Origin of the sequence: Microbacterium sp. ET2, from assembly GCF_030347395.1 — a bacterium.
In the GTDB taxonomy this organism is placed as follows: domain Bacteria; phylum Actinomycetota; class Actinomycetes; order Actinomycetales; family Microbacteriaceae; genus Microbacterium; species Microbacterium albipurpureum.
In genome coordinates, this window is the sequence record NZ_CP128170.1 from 2,390,320 (window position 1) to 2,405,320 (window position 15,001).

Sequence of the window (15,001 nt, forward strand, 5' to 3'; positions counted from 1 at the left end):
TGCGGGCCGCGCTTCGCGGCGCGCTCGGAAGGGTCGGCCGCATGGAGAACGCCGGGGGCATGGAGATCCAGGTCTCGGCGAGTGTCGGGTGGGTCTCAGCAGACGGTGACGAGGATGACCTCGACACGCTGCTCGATCGTGCCGAGGCGGCCGCGGGCGCCGCGCGCGCCGCGGGGGGCGACCGGTGGGAGCGGATCAGCCGCTGACGGCGGCGGGTCGCCTCATCCTTCGGAGTCCGACTCGGTGCCCGCTGCCGCGGCGATCGCGACCGTCACGGTGTCGCTCGCTGTCTGCTTGGCGAACTCGTTGGAGGTCGGGGTGGTCTGCACGAGGAAGTCGTAGCTGAACTGCAGCTGCACGTGCGTCGCGTCGGCCGGCACCGACCCCACGTTGAAGGTCTGCGAGTAGCTGTACGGTGCCAGGACGAGGTACCCGGGGGCGACCGACGACTGGTCGATCTGTGCCTCCAGCGGCGCCATCGCGCCATCCGGTCCCTGAGGCACCGCGACCATCACCGCTCGTTGCAGATAGACCTTCTGGCCGTCGTCGGGGGTGACCGTCGTCGTCATCGACAGGCTCACAGGTTTCAGCGCCTCGGCCGTCCACCGATCCATCGACAGGTTCGACCAGTAGTCCACCGACGCCGCGACCGCGCCGGCGACGAGCTCGCGCTCGGTCGAGCCGCTCGAGAGATCGTTGGGAACCGGTGTCGGCGCAACCGACGGCGTCGAACTCGTCGACGTGCTCGGTGTCGGTTCGGCGCCGAAGTCCCACGGCGCCGGCCCGCAGCCCGTCAGGCCCAGGGCGAGCGTCACGGCGAGTGCGCAACTCGCGGCGCCCGCGACGGCACGGCGGTGGGGACCCATGGAACCTCCCGGGGCAGGTGAGACGAAGCGCCTTCCGGCCGGGAAGACAGTGGCGTCATTCTACGGACCTCCCAGCGCAAGGCTGGCGCAAGATCGCCTCAAGAACCTCAAGATCGCCGATCGGCGTGGTTGTGTAACCGGCGAGGGGTGGGACCGGTCGCTTTCGCAGCCGCCTGAACCCGAACCGGGCGGTGTGCCCACAGTTCGCGGAAACGGCCGGCCCCCACCCCGTCCGAACCGGCACGTCAGGAGTCCCGCCGTGAGCACCTCAGCCCCCCGCATCCGTCGCCCCCGCCGGTTCCTGGCCGTCGCGGCCGCCGGCGCCCTGGTCGTGGCGCTGTCCGGGTGCGCTCAGGTCGTCGATGCGTTCAATCAGTTCCAGCAATCCACGGGCGCACCGGCCGCGGCGGCGACTCCGACGCCGCTCGCGTCGCCGTCGATGGACTTCGATTCGCAGTTCACCTACGACGGTTCCGTGGCGCTCTCGACCGAGGTCGCCGACCAGCTCGAGGTGCGCCTGGACGTCTGGGCCGCCGACCCCAAGCGCACCCTCGAGTGGACGCCCACTCGTGCGAAGACGCTCGGTTTCGCCGTGAACGTCCACGATCACCGCGTGGACGAGAAGGCCGTGCTCACCGAGAAGCGTCGTGTCTACCTCTCGTCGGTCTCGGTGACCTCGCAGACCGCGCAGACCAGCGGCCAGGTGCAGAGTCCGTTCCAGTTCAGCGCCGACCCGCGCACGCTCGTGCCGAGCGACACGCTGCGCTCAGACCGCGGACTGCTCCTGAACAGCTTCCAGGGGGGCCTCCTCGTCCCCGAGACGACGATCAGCCAGCTGCCCGGCGACACCTACGGCATCACGCTGGAGTTCGCTCTGACCGTCTGGGTCGAGGGCAACGCCAACGACGAGAACTCCTTCTCGCAGCAGACGGTCTACCAGTACCTGCCGGTGGCCATCTATCCCGACGGCTCAGCCGCCGTGGCGGGTCCTCCGACCCAGCCTTGAGGCAACCTTGCGGGGGGCTTGGCGAGACCTCGGGCCCGCGTCGCGGTCGGGCGGGCAGGGTTGGTCTCAGCGGCAGGATGCCACCCGGCAGAAGCAGGCCGCTCTGAACGACACAGGATGTCACGATGACCGAGCAGAACTCTCCCGTCGCCCTCCCGCGGACCGCCCCGATGTCGGCCGTGCCCCGGCCGCCCGCCGACGTGCCGCTGGAGCCCGGGTTCGCCGATGACTTCTCGTCGGTGCTGGAGAACCTCACCGGTCACCGTTCCACCATCGGCTGCATCATCCCCGCGTACAACGAGGAGGAGTCGATCGCCGGGGTGCTCGAGTCGCTCCTCGGGCAGACGCGGGTGCCCGATGTGATCCATGTCGTGGTCAACAACTCCTCCGACGCCACGGTGAAGGTCGCCTCCGAGTTCGCCGGGCCCCACCAGATCACCAACGACCTGGGGGAGCAGTTCACCGAGGTCTTCGTGCACGACATCGGCAAGAACCCCGACAAGAAGGTCGGCGCGCTCAACTACGGCTACTCGCTGGTGGAGGGTTACGACTACTTGCTGGGCGTGGACGGCGACACGATGGCCGACCCCAAGGCCGTGGAGTTCCTCGAGACCGAGGCGGTCTCGGACTCGCGCATCGGCGGCATCTCGGCGATCTACTCCATCGACGATCGACCCATCAAGGGTCTGGTGGGCAAGTTCCTCATCGCCGGCCAGCGCACGCAGTTCGCCGCGTTCAACCTGCAGAATCTGCTCCGCGGCCGCAACATGGCGGTGCTGGGCGGGCAGTTCTCCATCTTCTCCACCAACGCCCTCCGTGACGTGATGCGCCAGAACCACCAGTCCACCCCGTGGGTGCGCGACAGCGAGGTGGAGGACTCGCTGCTGTCGCTGCAGATCAAGAGCGCCGGCTACCTCACCAAGATCAGCCCCTACGCGCGCGCCGATGTCGGCGGCATGACCACCCTGAAGGGCTACGACGCCCAGCAGGTGAAGTGGACCTACGGCGCCATCGAGCTGATGTGGCCCGGACAGCGCGGCGACACCAAGGGTCAGCCCCTGCACCCGAACCTGCGGCTGCGGTGGTTCGAGAACTTCGGCATGCTGACGAACCTCTTCGTGCGCGTCGCCTTCCTCATCCTCCTCGCCGGTTCGCTCTCGATCGGCGCCTTCATCTTCTCGCCGTGGTGGCTGATCCCGCCGGTCGTGGCGACACTGCTGAACCTGCGGATCGCCCGCACCATGAAGAGCCACAACTCGCGCGACCTGCTCTTCGCCGGTCTGGTGTTCCCCGCGGAGATCTTCATGTGGATCCGGCTCAGTCACTTCCTGCGGTCGTGGACGCGCTTCCTCTCGCGCAAGAAGGTCGACAACTGGGCCATGCAGGCCAAGGCTGAGAAGGGCGGCGGCAGCGCCCACTGGCTGCCCCTCGTGCTCCTCGTGGCGGTGCTGGTGGCCATGGCGGTGATCTGGACCATGCTCGGACCGATGGTGCAGTCGACCATCCTGTGGATCGGGTGGCCGATCGTCGGCGTGGTCACGGTGCTGCAGACGCTGCTGATGTTCTTCAAGCTCATCCGCCGCTACCAGGGGTACAAGGTCTGACGACGGGATCGTGAGGGCGACGCAGGACGGGAGATGTGTAGCATGACCGTGGACAGCGCTTACGCAAGGCAGACCGCCGTAGCTGCTCCGCTTTCTCTTCACACCTGGGAGCCCCCGCCGATGAGCGACCCTTCGATGGCCCTGCGGACGGCCGTCATCGTCGAAGACGATCCCGACATCCGCCACCTCCTCGTCGAGGTGCTGGAAGCGGCGGGGTTCTCGACGGTGTCGGTCGGAAACGGCATCGACGGGGTTCGCGCGGTGGTGTCGTACCAGCCGCTCATCACGACGCTGGATGTCAACATGCCCGGCATGGACGGGTTCGAAGCGGCCCGCCGCATCCGCGCCCAGTCCGACACCTACATCATCATGCTCACCGGCCTCGAGGACGAGGCCGACGTCGTGCTGGGGCTCGGTGCCGGCGCCGACGAGTACATCGTCAAGCCGTTCCGCCCTCGCGAGCTTCGCGCCCGCATCGACGCACTGCTGCGCCGACCCCGCACCCCGCAGGCCACTCACGCGCCGCGCCAGGACAGCGTGGGTCCGTCCTTCCCCGGCGCCCGCCCGATCGCGCAGCGCCCCTACGATCCCCAGGCCCCGGTCCCGTACCCGTATCCCTACGAGGGAATGCCCGGGATGCCGCAGATGCCGTCCGGTCCTGCGATGCCCTACCCCGGCTACGCCGGTGAGCAGGGCGCGCAGCCGGGCCAGGCACCGGCGCCCGCGGGCCCCGGGTCGCCGTTCGAGCCGATCATCATGGCGGCGCAGTCCGCGTCGACAGCTCCCGCCGACCCGAACGCCGGCACCGACCTGGTGCCCGCCGATCAGGGCCCGCGCGAGCTGGCCGGCGTCAACGTCCTGGCGCACCGTGATCTGCAGCTCGATCCCGACACGCGGATCGTCATGGTCGCCGGTGACACCCTGGATCTCACCCGCACCGAGTTCGACCTGCTGGCGACCCTCATGGAGTCCAAGCGCCGAGTTCGCAGCAAGGCCGACCTGACGCTGGTCCTTCGGGGAGAGTCGTACGTGACGTCGTACTTCGTCGGCGAAGCCGACAAGCGGGCGATCGAGGCGCACATGACGAACCTGCGACGCAAGCTCGGCGACAACCCCACCAATCCCCGGTACATCGAGACCGTGCGCGGCGTGGGCTATCGCCTCACCTCGGAGCTGGTCGCCGGGTCCTGACCCGCCCGATACGCACCGCGCCGGCGAGGGTCATCCCACCTCGCGGGTCAGTTCGATCGCGGCCTTCGGCCACCACACCCCCGCGGCCGGGCCGCCGTTGCACTCGCCGTCGGACTCGCCGGGAGGCTTGATCCAGAGGTTCGTGTCCACCACCTCATCGGCGAGGGTGCCGCCGGGTTCGCCGATGAGGCGGCCTCGCGGGTTGCACCACTCGCCGTTCGACCCCGCCCCGCTGCGCGACGTGTCGACGAGGGCCTTCGCGCCGCCGAGGAGACCCGAGAGCTGTCGGGCGTACTCGAACTCCACGCTGGCGTGGTTGTAGTTGGAGACGTTGGTGGCGAAGCCACGGATGCTGCCCGCGCGGTCGAGCTGCGAGATGAGGCTCGCCATCTCCTCGGCCGGGAGCCAGGTGGAGTGGCCGCCGTCGACGTAGATCCAGGTGTTCGGGCCCGCGATCCGATCGATGGCCCCGCGCAACTGGTCGACGCGCTCGGCGACGTTCCCGCACTCGGGAGCAAGGGCGAGGCTGTCGGGTTCGAGGACGACGATCTTCTGCAGATCTCCCGCCGCGCGCAGGCCCGCGGCGATCTCCTCGGTCCAGGTGATGTAGTCGGGTTCGTCCAGGCCTCCGGCCGAGAAGTTGCCGCAGTCGCGCCCCGGGAGCCCGTAGACCACGACGGCGATCGAGGCATCCTGGTCGCGTGCCTCCTCGGCGAGGTGGGTCATGCGCCCGAACACCTCCCCGATCGGGTCTTCCTCGGGGGTGAGCCAGTAGGCGGTCGGCTGTCCGGCGAGATACTCCGTCGCGGCGTACTCATCCGTGCCGGGAGTCTCGGTGGCCAGGGCCTTGGCCGCCTTCGATTCGTCGGGGACGACGATCGTCGTGCCGAGGGCGGGTGGACGGGCGCTGAGCATCTGGAACCCCCAGGTGGCGACCCAGCCGATGGCCGCGAGGATGGCCAGCAGACCCGAGGCTGCCAGCACGACGAACGCGATGATGAGCCACCGCGGCATTCCGCGGCGGCGACGACGCACGGCTGCGGGGGCGACGACCACGACAGTGATGCTATCGGCGCGCGCGACCGCGTCGGAGGATCGCCGCCACGGCGAGGGCGACGCCGGCCAGCAGCAGCGCGCCGCCGCCGACGAAGAGGCCGATGAGCGAGCCGGAGTCCATCCCCGAGACCGGCAGCCCCCCGGCCGGAGCGGTCACCGTCACGGCGGCGGTGCTTCCGGCCGACGTCGACGACACCGCGGCGATGTTGTACGTGCCCGACGCGTTCTGCGGGAGCGTGATCTGCACGGACGCGATCGAGCCGTCCTCGGCCGAGGTCGTCGTTCCGCTGGCGGTGGTGATGGCGAAGCGGACCATGCCGATGTCGGCGCCCGCGCCGTCCTCGCCGGTGACGGTGATGGTCACCTGCTCGGAGCTGGAGAACGTCGCCGCCGCGCACTGGAAGTCGAAGCCGCCCCCCGGCTCGACGGTCGCAGGGCTCGTCGTGCACGACCCCGAGGGCGGATAGATCGATGAGGCGTCGGCGACGGATGCCGCGTGCGCGGCGCCCGGCGCACCAAGGGCCGCCATGGCCACGAGGGCGATGAGCGCGACGCGGGGGGAGCGGCGGGGCACGCCTCGAGTCTAAGCGGGCTCGCAGACCGCGACGAGGTCGGGCGGCGAAACCAGGGTGGGGGTTGACACCAGCTCCAGCTGCGGTGCCGAGCCCTCGGGCGCGGCGACGGTGACCGTCGCCGTCGCCGACGCCCCCGGCGCCACGTCGACGGCGAAGCTCAGCACCCGGCGCCCGTCATGGGTGCCGCCGCCGAATCCGACGTCACCGGTGATGGTGGCGTCCTGCAGCTCGAAGCCCTCGGGCAGATAGACGTAGCCGACCGTGCGGGCGATGCCGGGGTCGACGTCGAACGCGCCGCCGCCGGTGATGTAACGGGGGAGCGAGGTGCCCGCGTCGGCGGGCGCGTTGTTGGTCAGCGTCACGGTGAGGGTGGCCGTACCCGAAGCCGTCGGTGAGGCCGGGGACCCCCCGGTCGCGCACGAATCCCACGTCAGGGTGGGCGCGGCGCTGACGTAGTAGTCCATCTTGGAGCCCGTGCCGTCGTTGAGGTACACCCCGAATCGGGCGACGTCGTCGTCGGTCCCGGGCAGGGGCCCCGCGAGGGTGGTGCCGGCGAGGAGGGCCTGCTCGTCTTCACGGGCGCTCCACAGCAGCAGCCGCCGCTCATCGCCCGCGCGGGTCAGAGCGTCCACGAGGGCGGCGGGGTCGGTGCCGCCGGCCGTCAGCGCCCCGAAGACCGAGGCGGCTGCCGCGGCGAAGAACGCGTCCTGATCGGCGGGGTTCTCGTACCGGAGATACACCTCGTTCAGCAGCAGCGGCACCGCGTTCTCGGCCGTGAGCACGTCGCCGGTGGGGAGGGTCACAGGTCCGGTCGCCCCGAGGAGGTACGACAGCGCCACGGGGTCGATCGCGATCACCCCGTCGACCTGCTCGCCGCCGCGCTCGCGCGCCCACATCTCGCGGGCGAGTGCGCCGGAGACGGCGAAGTCGGGGATCTGGGTGACGTTCTGGATGAACCGTCCGGGCCGAGCCGAGAAGATCCCCTCCACATCCGGGCCGAGCGGAAGCACCGATTCGTCGTAGCGCGGGAAGTCGGAGGATGAGGCCTGCTCGGCCAGCGAGATCGCTCCACCGTCCGTCCGCACGAGCGCGGTCGCCCCGGGGATGCCGCCGAGCGAGCGCCACTCGGCATTGTTCTGGAACAGCACGAGGTACGACCGCGGTCCGTCGGCGCCGAGCATCGCCGGCAGCAGAGTCGCCGCGCGGGTCAGCGCCCCTGTCGCGGTCTCGGTCTCGTCGAGCAGGGCGCCGACCTCGTCGACGGCCTCCCGCAGCGGGCGGACGAGGGGCGCGCGATCGATCGCCGCGACAGCCTCGGCCGCCCCGCCGATCGATGCGGCGCCGGTAGCCGCTGCGTCGCGGATGCCGGTGAACGGCGCCAGGTCGATCCTGCCGTCCTGGGGGCGGAGCGCGGCGAGGTCGAACCCGCTCGCGACATCGGCGAGAGGAGCCAGCGCCGACCCCGCGACGTCGTCGACGGCGGCAGCGACGGTCGAGACCGCCGACAGCTGCGGACCCGCCCACGGGAGGGCCTCGGCGACCTTCCAGAGCGGATCGGAGGTGAGAGCACGAGCGGCCGCGGTGTCGGCTGCGACATCGGCGATGGCCGCGGACGCGAGGGCCGGGTCGGTCAGGTCCTGGCGCACCGCGGTGGCGGTCGCCTGCGCGTCGGTGAGGTGCTGGTACGCGAGGAAGCCGCGCACCCCCACCCATCCGGAGAGAAGGACGAGAGCGACGAGAAAGGCGGCGACGACCCAGGCGAAGACGACGCCGGCCTGGCGCAGGGCGCGGGGGTTGGCCGATTCGCTCACCCGATCACCCTAAGCGGTCTCGTCCGGGCATGCCGGTGCGCAACGGAGTATGCTCGCACCATTCATCGCGCGGCAGGGTCGCGGCGCCGGACCCGAAGGGACCGCGTGACCGCACATCCGACGGCGCCTGTTCGCCCCCGCAGCCCGCACCTGGGTGCGGTCCTCCTGCTGAGCGCCTATGGACTCGCCCTCCTCCTGATCGCCTTCTGGCCGACCCCGGTCGATCGCGGGGCGGGCCCGCTGCTGCGTGCGCTCACGCGGGTGCTGCCCTGGCTCACCTATGACGTGATCGAATTCAGCGCGAACATCCTGCTGTTCGTGCCTCTCGGGGTGCTCCTGGCGGTGATCCTGCGTGCCGAGCGCCCGCTGATGCTCCCGGTGATCCTCGGCACCACCCTCTTCGTGGAAGGGGGACAGCTCCTCCTTCCCGAGCGCACCGCCACCCTCCTCGACGTCCTGGCGAACACGCTCGGGGGTCTCGTGGGCTGGGGCATCGTCGCCGTTCTGGAGCGCCGCCGCGGGAGACGCATTCCGGCGCAGGAGCCGTGAACTTCTCGTTACAGCGGGCGATTCCATTGGCGGTGTCCTCGGAGGCGGGAGCACAATGACGAAAGTCCGCATCACCCGAAGCTGCGGGCGAAGTGAGGAGACCCATGTCCGACGTCGATGAGCCGCCCCGGCGGCGGCGATCCTCGGCAGCGTCGCGTCCGTTCGCCGAGGCGCCGGACGGTGCGACCGCGGTCTACCGCCGCAGGAAGCTCGGGGCCGTCGACGCGACCCCGAGAATCATCGCCGAGTACCACGGCATGCGGGGGTGGGAACCGGTCAAGGATCAGCGACTCGACCCCGGCACGGCGCGGTCCCTCCTGGCGCTCGGCGTCTCGCAGGTGCGGATCCGTCGGGCGTTCTCGACCGTCGAAGTGACCCTCCGCCGCTACCTCGGTCCCGACTCGTGACCCTCAGTACCGAGGGGAGGCGGTTCGTCGCCGATCGGCATCTGGCCACCCTCTCCACCATCGGGCCCCACGGCCGGATCCACGTCGTCGCGGTGGGGTTCACCCTCGTCGACGGTGTCGTGCGCGTCATCACCAGCGAGGGGACGCAGAAGGTGCGCAACGTCGAGCGCGACGCCCGCGCCACCGTCGCGCAGGTTGAGGGCGCGCGATGGCTGAGTATCGCCGGCTCCGCGCTCATCGAGCGCGACCCCGACGCGGTGCGCCTGGCCGAGCGCCTCTATGCCGAGCGCTACCGGACGCCCCGGGAGAATCCGCGGCGCGTGGTCATCCGGATCGACCCCGACCGATTCCTCGCCTCGTCAGGGCTCCTCTCCCGCTGACGAGGGAGCACGCCGGGAGACCACTGGGCGGTGTCGGCGCGCGGGAGTAGCCTGTGGTCATCGGCCGGAGAGAGGACTCCCATGGTCGAAGGATGGAACCCGATCCTCGCCGCGGTCGAGGGCCCGACCGGAACGTGGCGAATGGTCGATCCGGCCGGCGACGAGTACGGAACGGTGGAGATTCGACGGGTGATGGACGGCACGGACGTGCGGTACCGGGCGATGTATCGCGGCGAGATCCTGGGGTGGTCGACCACCCTGCGGCTGGCCTGCGAGCAGATCCACCGCGCGTACCTCCGTGCCCACGGGCCGGGCGGCGGGGCGATCGCCGACTGGGGTCGGCATCCGGTGGCGCGATGACCGTGCCCGACGACGTGGACGACCTGGGCGGCCTGGACGCCCTCGCCCAGCCGGCGTGTCCGGAATGCGGCACGGCGCTCCGCGACATCCGCCGGGGGTACCGCTGTCCGGCGTGCGCGCTGGTGTTCCTTCCCGACCTGTCCCCGCACACTGCCGGGGACGACGCTCAGCTGATGCGGCCGACGTCCACCGACACCGTGGCCCCGGCGGGAAGCTGATCCAACAGCGCGTCGGCCACGCCCCGCGCGACATCCGCGGTGCCGGCCGCCCGGTCGACCGCGATCCGCGTCGACACCGACACCGCGTCGCCCGCCGCTTCGACGACGACCTCCGGTGGGGGCACCGGGGCGCCGCGCAGTGCCGCGGTGGCCATGTCGGCGACCTGGGCGAGAGCAGGCCTCGGCGAGTACACGTCGGTCACACCCGCCACGGCGCGCACGATCGGCGACAGCCCGGTACTGGTGAGGGGTGTGCTCATCGCTTCTCCTTCGAGGAAGGGCTCCCGTGCACATCCTCCACTGTGACGTTCACGGCGGCGACGTTCAGCTCGGTGTGGCGGGTGAGGGCGTCGTAGACGAGGGAACGGAGGGTGCCGGCGACAGCGGCGAACGGCTCGCCGTAGGCCACCGAGGCGCTGATGTCGATCTCCACGGGGGCGCCGGGGATCTCGGCGTCGCCGACGATCTGCGTGCGCCCCACCACCACGCCGTCCAGCGCGTCGCCGGTCGCGCGCAGGAGCGTCCGCACGGCCCCCTCGGAGACAGTGATCTTCACCCGTGGATCGGGGTGGTGGATGGGGAAGCTGCGTCCGGACGTCAGCTCCGACTGGATCGTCGCGAAGAGGGCGTCGAACCAGCTGTCGGGCGGCGGAGGGAGGCGGGTGGCATCGTCGGCGACGAGGTCGCGCGACAGCGCACCGACCCGCTCGAGCGCGTCGAGGGCGTTCAGACACTCGGGGCAGGTCTCGATGTCGGGGTCGTGGGGCGCGCGCCCGGCATCGAGGTACTCGCTGAGTTCCTCGATGGTCTTTCCGCAGTCGAGAACCACCCGATCGTCCTCGCTCATCGCCATCCCTCCATCTGCGCGGTGATCCGCGCTCTCGCGCGGGCGAGGGTGCCCCGCACGGTACTCACCGGCATCTGCATCTCGTCGGCGATCTCGTCGTAGCTGGGCTCGGCGACCTCGCGCAGTAGCCAACATCGTCGCTGATCGGAGGGCAGTGTGTCGAGCGCAGCCGACAGCGCGGTCAGCTGCGCGTGCCGCATCGCGACGTTCTCGGGTTGGGTGTCGGCGCTGTGCGGCGCATCGAAATCGGCGATGTCGGCGTCTTTGGGGCGACGGCGCAGATATGCGGATGCTTCGCGGCTGGCGATCCGCATGAGCCAGGCCCGTACGGCCGAATGGTCGCGAAGGCTCGGCAGCTGGCGCCAGGCGGTGACGAACGCCTCCTGCACCACGTCGTCGGCTTCGCTGCGGGATCCCACCATCCGGATGACGTAGGCGCGCATGAGGCCCGAGTGGCGCCGTACGAGCTCACCGAAGGCGACGGTGTCCTGATCGAGCGAGCGCGCGACGAGGATCGCGTCTGACGCCTCGACGAGCGTTTCGCTCACAGCAACCTCTCAGAAAAATCCGGCGACGAATTCGTGACGAATCCGGTGCGACGACCCTCTTATCTCTGAAGCGAACGTACTGCTTCGGTGCCGGGACACACGCTCTTGCGCACCCCTGAACGATCAGATAGTGAAAGGACATCTTCATGGCCACTTCGGACCAGACCCCCACCACGCCCGCCGCTCCCGCCGCGCCCAAGGTCGCGTCGCGCGTCGACCGCTCGGTCTCGAGCTCGCTCCCTGCCGCGGACGGCAACGCCGGCGGCCGCACGGTGATCGCGGACGGCGTGGTCGCCAAGGTGGCCGGCATCGCTGCTCGCGAGGTGTCAGGTGTCTACGCCCTCGGCGGGGGCGCGTCCCGTGCCTTCGGTGCGATCCGCGACGCCATCAACGCCACCGACCTCACGCAGGGCGTCAAGGTCGAGGTCGGCGAGACCCAGGCGGCCGCCGACCTCACCATCGTCGTGGAGTACCCGGCTCCCATCCAGGAGGTCGCCTCCAGCGTCCGCAACGCGGTCGCTGCTGCCATCACGCGCCTGGTCGGGCTCGAGGTCGTCGAGGTCAACGTCGAGGTCAACGACGTGCACCTGCCCGGTGACGACGACGACAGCGCCGAAGAGTCGCGCGTCGCATGAGTGCCACGACGACCGGAGTCCTCGTCGGCGCCGTTCTCGCCTTCGCGGCGCTCCTGTTCGGGTTCTGGGGATTCCTCCTCGTCGCCCTGTTCATGGCGATCGGCGCAGGGGTCGCGCGCGTGGCGTCGGGCCAGCTCGACCTGCGCGCCGTCGCCGGAGCCTTCAGCGGGAGGCGGACGTCATGACCCTGGCCGGCTCGGTGGGACAGGCGGTGGGCGGCCCTCAGGCGGCCGCCCTCGCCGGCCGGGTCGACGTCACGGAACGCGTCTACACCAACGTGGTGCGGGCGGCCTCCGCCGAACTGATCGGGATCGAACGCGATGCCCTCAGGGCGGAGGTCGCCGGATACCGCGGCGGTCTGGCCGTTCGCCTGGCGACACCCCTCCCCGTACCCCCTCTCGATGATTCCGACGCCATCCGGGCCATGCCCGGCGTGATCGAGCGCAGCAGAGCTCTCCAGGAGAGCCTGCAGCAACGTCTGGCGCGCCTCACCGGCCGGGACATCACACGAATCGACATCACGGTCACCGGAGCGGTGACCCCTGAACGAAGGAGAGTGAGATGACCGATCGGGCGCTGTCGCGCGTCGTGCGTCGTGAGACGCACTCGCCGCGCACCGTGGCGATGTTCGTCGCGGTCATCCTGCTGATCCTCGCGCTGATCTATGTCGGTGTGGAACTGGTGCTGTCACTGCTCGCTCAGCCGGCGCTCGTCGCCGCACCGGGTGCGATCGCGCAGTGGCTGCTGGCCCTCCCGGGTGACCAGCCCACCCCGCTGGTGATCGTCGGCGGCGCCGTCGTGGCCCTCCTGGGCCTGGTGTTCGTCATCCTCGCCGTCACCCCGGGACGGCTGTCCAAGCACGAGCTCACCTTCGACGGGTCCGAGCGTGCCGTCGTCGTCGACAACGGCGTGATCGCCTCCGCCGTGGCCCAGAAGGTCAGCGCCGATTCCGGCGTCGCCCGCGACCGCGTGACCGTCGGGGTCGCGCACCGCACCGTCGATGTGACCGTTCGCCCCGATCCAGGGGTGGAACTCGAGCGCGAGGGCGTCCGTCAGGCGGCCGCCGAGGCGCTCGCGCTCTACCGCCTCGTGCCCCGCGTCACGGTGCGGGCGCGTATCGAGCAGGCAAGGCAGGAGGAGGTTTTCCGATGAACAACACCAACCGTGTGCTCAACCGCATCGTGCTGTTCGTGGTGGGTCTCGTCCTCGTCGCCCTCGGGGCGGTTGCGATCGCGGCCACAGCGTGGAATCCCGCCCGGGATGCGTGGTCATCGGCGACGCAAGCCGGCGACTCCTGGCTCGCGGGTGCCGCCGAGGCCACCGCGATCGGTGCCACGACCGCCTCATGGGTCGCGGTCGGCGCGGTGGTGCTGATCGTCCTCGCCATCGCCCTGCTGATCTTCCTCCTGACCCGGGTGGGCGGTGGACGCTCTCGCGTCGTGATGCGTTCGGATTCCTCCGAGACGCCCTTGGGCCGCGTCGTGGTCCGAGAGGGCTTCGCTTCCGACGCCCTGAAGAACGCCCTCTCCACCCGGCCCGATGTGCTCTCGGTGTCGGTGTCGGCGTCCGATATCCGCCGACAGCCGGTCATGCACGTCGCGGTCACGCCGCGTCAGAACACCGATCCGCGGTCGCTGGCCGAAGACGTCGATCAGCTCGTGGCGAATCTCGCCATCATGACCGGCCGACAGATCCCCACCTACATCTCGGTGCATTCGGGCCTGCGGGCCAGGCTCGCCTCCGACCACCGCCGACTGGCCTGACCCGGTTCATCACACCTCGCCATCCGTCCGAAGAAACACACAGAAAGGAGACCCCCATGGGACTCGACGACAAGATCAAGAACGCCGCTCAGGAGATCGCCGGCAAGGCCAAGGAGGTCATCGGCAACGCGACCGACAACGACAAGCTCGCTGCCGAGGGTCAGGCCGACCAGTCCAAGGCCAACCTCAAACAGGCCGGCGAGGACGTCAAGGACGCCTTCAAGAAGTAAGACCGCCCCTGCGTATAACACTCGCCGCGGCTTGGCAAGGCCCTTTCCGCCCCTGCCGCCCGGCGTAGCGTCGAAGGCAGCCGATCGAAAGGAGAACCATCATGGGACTCGACGACAAGATCAAGAATGCCGCCGAAGAAGCCACGGGCAAGGCCAAGGAGGCCTTCGGCAAGACGACCGACAACGAGCGTCTCGAAGCCGAGGGCAAGGGCGACCAGTCCAAGGCCAACGTCAAGCAGGCCGGCGAAAACGTCAAGGACGCTTTCAAGTAAGGCGTCCTCTCTCCACACGAACGGCCCCGGCGTTCCTCAGGGATGCCGGGGCCGTTTCGTCTGCCGTCAGTCGATGGGGTACTGACTCGGCGACCCGGGGGCGCCCTGCAGTGCGGCGTCGCTGCGGATCCGCAGGAGCATGCCCCGCAGCACCTCGTTGAGGGCCGCGACCTCGGTCGCCCCGAGCCCCTCGGTGATGATCTCCTGCCCCCGAAGCGACACGGGCAGCATCTTGTCGTGCATCTGCGCGCCGGCGCGGGTGAGGTAGAGAGGGCGGGAACCGCGGGGCCCATCGCTGAGGACGATGAGCTTGCGCAGCTGCAGCCTCGTCACCGAGCGCGACACGACGGACTTGTTCATCCCCAGGAACTCGCACACCTCCGTCGCTGACATGCCGGGCCGCATGGAGAGTGCGGAGATGACCCGCCACTCGTTCGTGCCGAGCTTGAACTGGCGCCGAAGCTCGTGGGACTCGCGGTAGACCAGCGCATTGGAGAGCAGGGCGAGCAGGCGCGGGGTGAACTCGTCGGGGTCGATGACCGTCTCGAGCGGATCGGCGACGATGTCGCCGGTCACCGCCGCGTCGGTGGCGGTTGTCGGTGCGGAGGTCATCGGGGGTCCCTTCGTCGGCGCCGGAGCGCGGGGGTCGTACGCGACGGGATCCGGTCCTCGCGGACCGGATC

24 protein-coding genes are annotated in these 15,001 nt (G+C 70.1%); 16 read left to right on the top strand and 8 right to left on the bottom strand.

All coding sequences use genetic code 11. The features are described 5' to 3' along the window. Window positions 1-41 precede the first annotated feature (41 nt). Window positions 42-206, top strand: a complete 165-nt coding sequence (locus QSU92_RS11605; RefSeq protein ID WP_289261987.1) for a hypothetical protein — start codon at window positions 42-44, stop codon at window positions 204-206. Between the two features lie 15 nt (window positions 207-221). Here the strand turns inward: QSU92_RS11605 and QSU92_RS11610 are convergent, their stop codons facing one another. Next, window positions 222-866: a hypothetical protein gene (locus QSU92_RS11610; protein ID WP_289261989.1), complete on the bottom strand. Its 645-nt coding sequence runs from the start codon at window positions 864-866 to the stop codon at window positions 222-224. 259 nt (window positions 867-1,125) lie between these two features. Here QSU92_RS11610 and QSU92_RS11615 point away from each other — a divergent pair, with 259 nt between their 5' ends. The 3 genes from QSU92_RS11615 (at window position 1,126) to QSU92_RS11625 (ending at window position 4,667) form a co-directional block, all read left to right on the top strand. Next, the gene (locus tag QSU92_RS11615; RefSeq protein ID WP_289261991.1) at window positions 1,126-1,872 is read left to right on the top strand and encodes a fructose 1,6-bisphosphatase; all 747 of its coding nucleotides are present in this window, start codon (window positions 1,126-1,128) and stop codon (window positions 1,870-1,872) included. A 170-nt stretch (window positions 1,873-2,042) separates the two neighbouring features. After that, complete coding sequence (locus QSU92_RS11620; RefSeq protein WP_289265890.1) at window positions 2,043-3,476, top strand: glycosyltransferase family 2 protein; 1,434 nt, start codon at window positions 2,043-2,045, stop codon at window positions 3,474-3,476. A 120-nt stretch (window positions 3,477-3,596) separates the two neighbouring features. Next, complete coding sequence (locus QSU92_RS11625; protein WP_289261993.1) at window positions 3,597-4,667, top strand: response regulator transcription factor; 1,071 nt, start codon at window positions 3,597-3,599, stop codon at window positions 4,665-4,667. A gap of 30 nt (window positions 4,668-4,697) precedes the next feature. On the opposite strand, the gene QSU92_RS11630 is transcribed toward QSU92_RS11625, so the two are convergent. Genes QSU92_RS11630 through QSU92_RS11640 form a run of 3 tightly spaced genes read right to left on the bottom strand, consistent with a single transcriptional unit; the run spans window position 4,698 to window position 8,109 of the window. Beyond that, complete coding sequence (locus QSU92_RS11630; RefSeq protein WP_289261996.1) at window positions 4,698-5,723, bottom strand: glycoside hydrolase family 6 protein; 1,026 nt, start codon at window positions 5,721-5,723, stop codon at window positions 4,698-4,700. A 10-nt stretch (window positions 5,724-5,733) separates the two neighbouring features. Beyond that, the gene (locus QSU92_RS11635) at window positions 5,734-6,297 is read right to left on the bottom strand and encodes a cell wall protein (RefSeq protein ID WP_289261998.1); all 564 of its coding nucleotides are present in this window, start codon (window positions 6,295-6,297) and stop codon (window positions 5,734-5,736) included. Between the two features lie 9 nt (window positions 6,298-6,306). Then, window positions 6,307-8,109, bottom strand: coding sequence for a DUF4012 domain-containing protein (locus QSU92_RS11640; RefSeq protein WP_289262000.1), 1,803 nt, complete (start codon window positions 8,107-8,109; stop codon window positions 6,307-6,309). 105 nt (window positions 8,110-8,214) lie between these two features. Here QSU92_RS11640 and QSU92_RS11645 point away from each other — a divergent pair, with 105 nt between their 5' ends. The 5 genes from QSU92_RS11645 to QSU92_RS11665 all read left to right on the top strand — a co-directional run bounded on the left by QSU92_RS11645 (window position 8,215) and on the right by QSU92_RS11665 (window position 10,023). Further along, window positions 8,215-8,658 carry a VanZ family protein gene (locus tag QSU92_RS11645; protein WP_289262002.1) on the top strand — a complete coding sequence of 148 codons (444 nt, stop codon included), beginning with the start codon at window positions 8,215-8,217 and terminating at the stop codon, window positions 8,656-8,658. Between the two features lie 104 nt (window positions 8,659-8,762). Continuing rightward, the gene (locus tag QSU92_RS11650; protein ID WP_289262006.1) at window positions 8,763-9,065 is read left to right on the top strand and encodes a hypothetical protein; all 303 of its coding nucleotides are present in this window, start codon (window positions 8,763-8,765) and stop codon (window positions 9,063-9,065) included. Then, window positions 9,062-9,445: a PPOX class F420-dependent oxidoreductase gene (locus QSU92_RS11655; RefSeq protein WP_289262008.1), complete on the top strand. Its 384-nt coding sequence runs from the start codon at window positions 9,062-9,064 to the stop codon at window positions 9,443-9,445. Before QSU92_RS11650 ends, QSU92_RS11655 begins: the two co-directional genes overlap by 4 nt. Window positions 9,446-9,526: 81 nt before the next feature. Further along, complete coding sequence (locus QSU92_RS11660) at window positions 9,527-9,805, top strand: hypothetical protein (RefSeq protein WP_289262009.1); 279 nt, start codon at window positions 9,527-9,529, stop codon at window positions 9,803-9,805. Then, window positions 9,802-10,023 carry a TFIIB-type zinc ribbon-containing protein gene (locus QSU92_RS11665; RefSeq protein WP_289262013.1) on the top strand — a complete coding sequence of 74 codons (222 nt, stop codon included), beginning with the start codon at window positions 9,802-9,804 and terminating at the stop codon, window positions 10,021-10,023. The genes QSU92_RS11660 and QSU92_RS11665 overlap by 4 nt, the downstream gene beginning before the upstream one ends. Here QSU92_RS11665 and QSU92_RS11670 read toward each other — a convergent pair. From QSU92_RS11670 to QSU92_RS11680, 3 genes are read right to left on the bottom strand one after another with little or no spacing between them, the layout of a single operon-like run. Beyond that, on the bottom strand, window positions 9,972-10,283 hold the full coding sequence (locus QSU92_RS11670) for a hypothetical protein (protein ID WP_289262015.1): 312 nt from the start codon (window positions 10,281-10,283) through the stop codon (window positions 9,972-9,974). The genes QSU92_RS11665 and QSU92_RS11670 overlap by 52 nt on opposite strands. Continuing rightward, window positions 10,280-10,870, bottom strand: a complete 591-nt coding sequence (locus tag QSU92_RS11675) for an Asp23/Gls24 family envelope stress response protein (protein WP_289262017.1) — start codon at window positions 10,868-10,870, stop codon at window positions 10,280-10,282. Before QSU92_RS11675 ends, QSU92_RS11670 begins: the two co-directional genes overlap by 4 nt. Next, window positions 10,867-11,418, bottom strand: a complete 552-nt coding sequence (locus tag QSU92_RS11680; protein ID WP_289262019.1) for an RNA polymerase sigma factor — start codon at window positions 11,416-11,418, stop codon at window positions 10,867-10,869. The genes QSU92_RS11675 and QSU92_RS11680 overlap by 4 nt, the downstream gene beginning before the upstream one ends. 146 nt (window positions 11,419-11,564) lie before the next feature. On the opposite strand from QSU92_RS11680, the gene QSU92_RS11685 reads away from it, so the two are divergent. The 7 genes from QSU92_RS11685 to QSU92_RS11715 all read left to right on the top strand — a co-directional run bounded on the left by QSU92_RS11685 (window position 11,565) and on the right by QSU92_RS11715 (window position 14,318). After that, on the top strand, window positions 11,565-12,053 hold the full coding sequence (locus QSU92_RS11685; protein ID WP_289262020.1) for an Asp23/Gls24 family envelope stress response protein: 489 nt from the start codon (window positions 11,565-11,567) through the stop codon (window positions 12,051-12,053). Further along, on the top strand, window positions 12,050-12,238 hold the full coding sequence (locus QSU92_RS11690; protein WP_289262024.1) for a DUF2273 domain-containing protein: 189 nt from the start codon (window positions 12,050-12,052) through the stop codon (window positions 12,236-12,238). Before QSU92_RS11685 ends, QSU92_RS11690 begins: the two co-directional genes overlap by 4 nt. Then, a complete protein-coding gene (locus QSU92_RS11695; RefSeq protein WP_289262025.1) occupies window positions 12,235-12,618 on the top strand; it encodes a hypothetical protein in 384 nt (127 codons plus the stop codon). Before QSU92_RS11690 ends, QSU92_RS11695 begins: the two co-directional genes overlap by 4 nt. Further along, window positions 12,615-13,205 (top strand): DUF6286 domain-containing protein, encoded by a 591-nt coding sequence (locus QSU92_RS11700; protein ID WP_289262027.1) that lies wholly within the window; start codon window positions 12,615-12,617, stop codon window positions 13,203-13,205. Before QSU92_RS11695 ends, QSU92_RS11700 begins: the two co-directional genes overlap by 4 nt. After that, window positions 13,202-13,816 (top strand): hypothetical protein, encoded by a 615-nt coding sequence (locus QSU92_RS11705; RefSeq protein WP_289262029.1) that lies wholly within the window; start codon window positions 13,202-13,204, stop codon window positions 13,814-13,816. The genes QSU92_RS11700 and QSU92_RS11705 overlap by 4 nt, the downstream gene beginning before the upstream one ends. Before the next feature lie 56 nt (window positions 13,817-13,872). Beyond that, the gene (locus QSU92_RS11710) at window positions 13,873-14,046 is read left to right on the top strand and encodes a CsbD family protein (protein ID WP_289262031.1); all 174 of its coding nucleotides are present in this window, start codon (window positions 13,873-13,875) and stop codon (window positions 14,044-14,046) included. 101 nt (window positions 14,047-14,147) lie between these two features. Then, window positions 14,148-14,318: a CsbD family protein gene (locus QSU92_RS11715; protein WP_289262033.1), complete on the top strand. Its 171-nt coding sequence runs from the start codon at window positions 14,148-14,150 to the stop codon at window positions 14,316-14,318. Window positions 14,319-14,384: 66 nt separating this feature from the next. Here the strand turns inward: QSU92_RS11715 and QSU92_RS11720 are convergent, their stop codons facing one another. Next, window positions 14,385-14,930 carry a MarR family winged helix-turn-helix transcriptional regulator gene (locus QSU92_RS11720; RefSeq protein ID WP_289262035.1) on the bottom strand — a complete coding sequence of 182 codons (546 nt, stop codon included), beginning with the start codon at window positions 14,928-14,930 and terminating at the stop codon, window positions 14,385-14,387. Window positions 14,931-15,001: the final 71 nt, after the last annotated feature.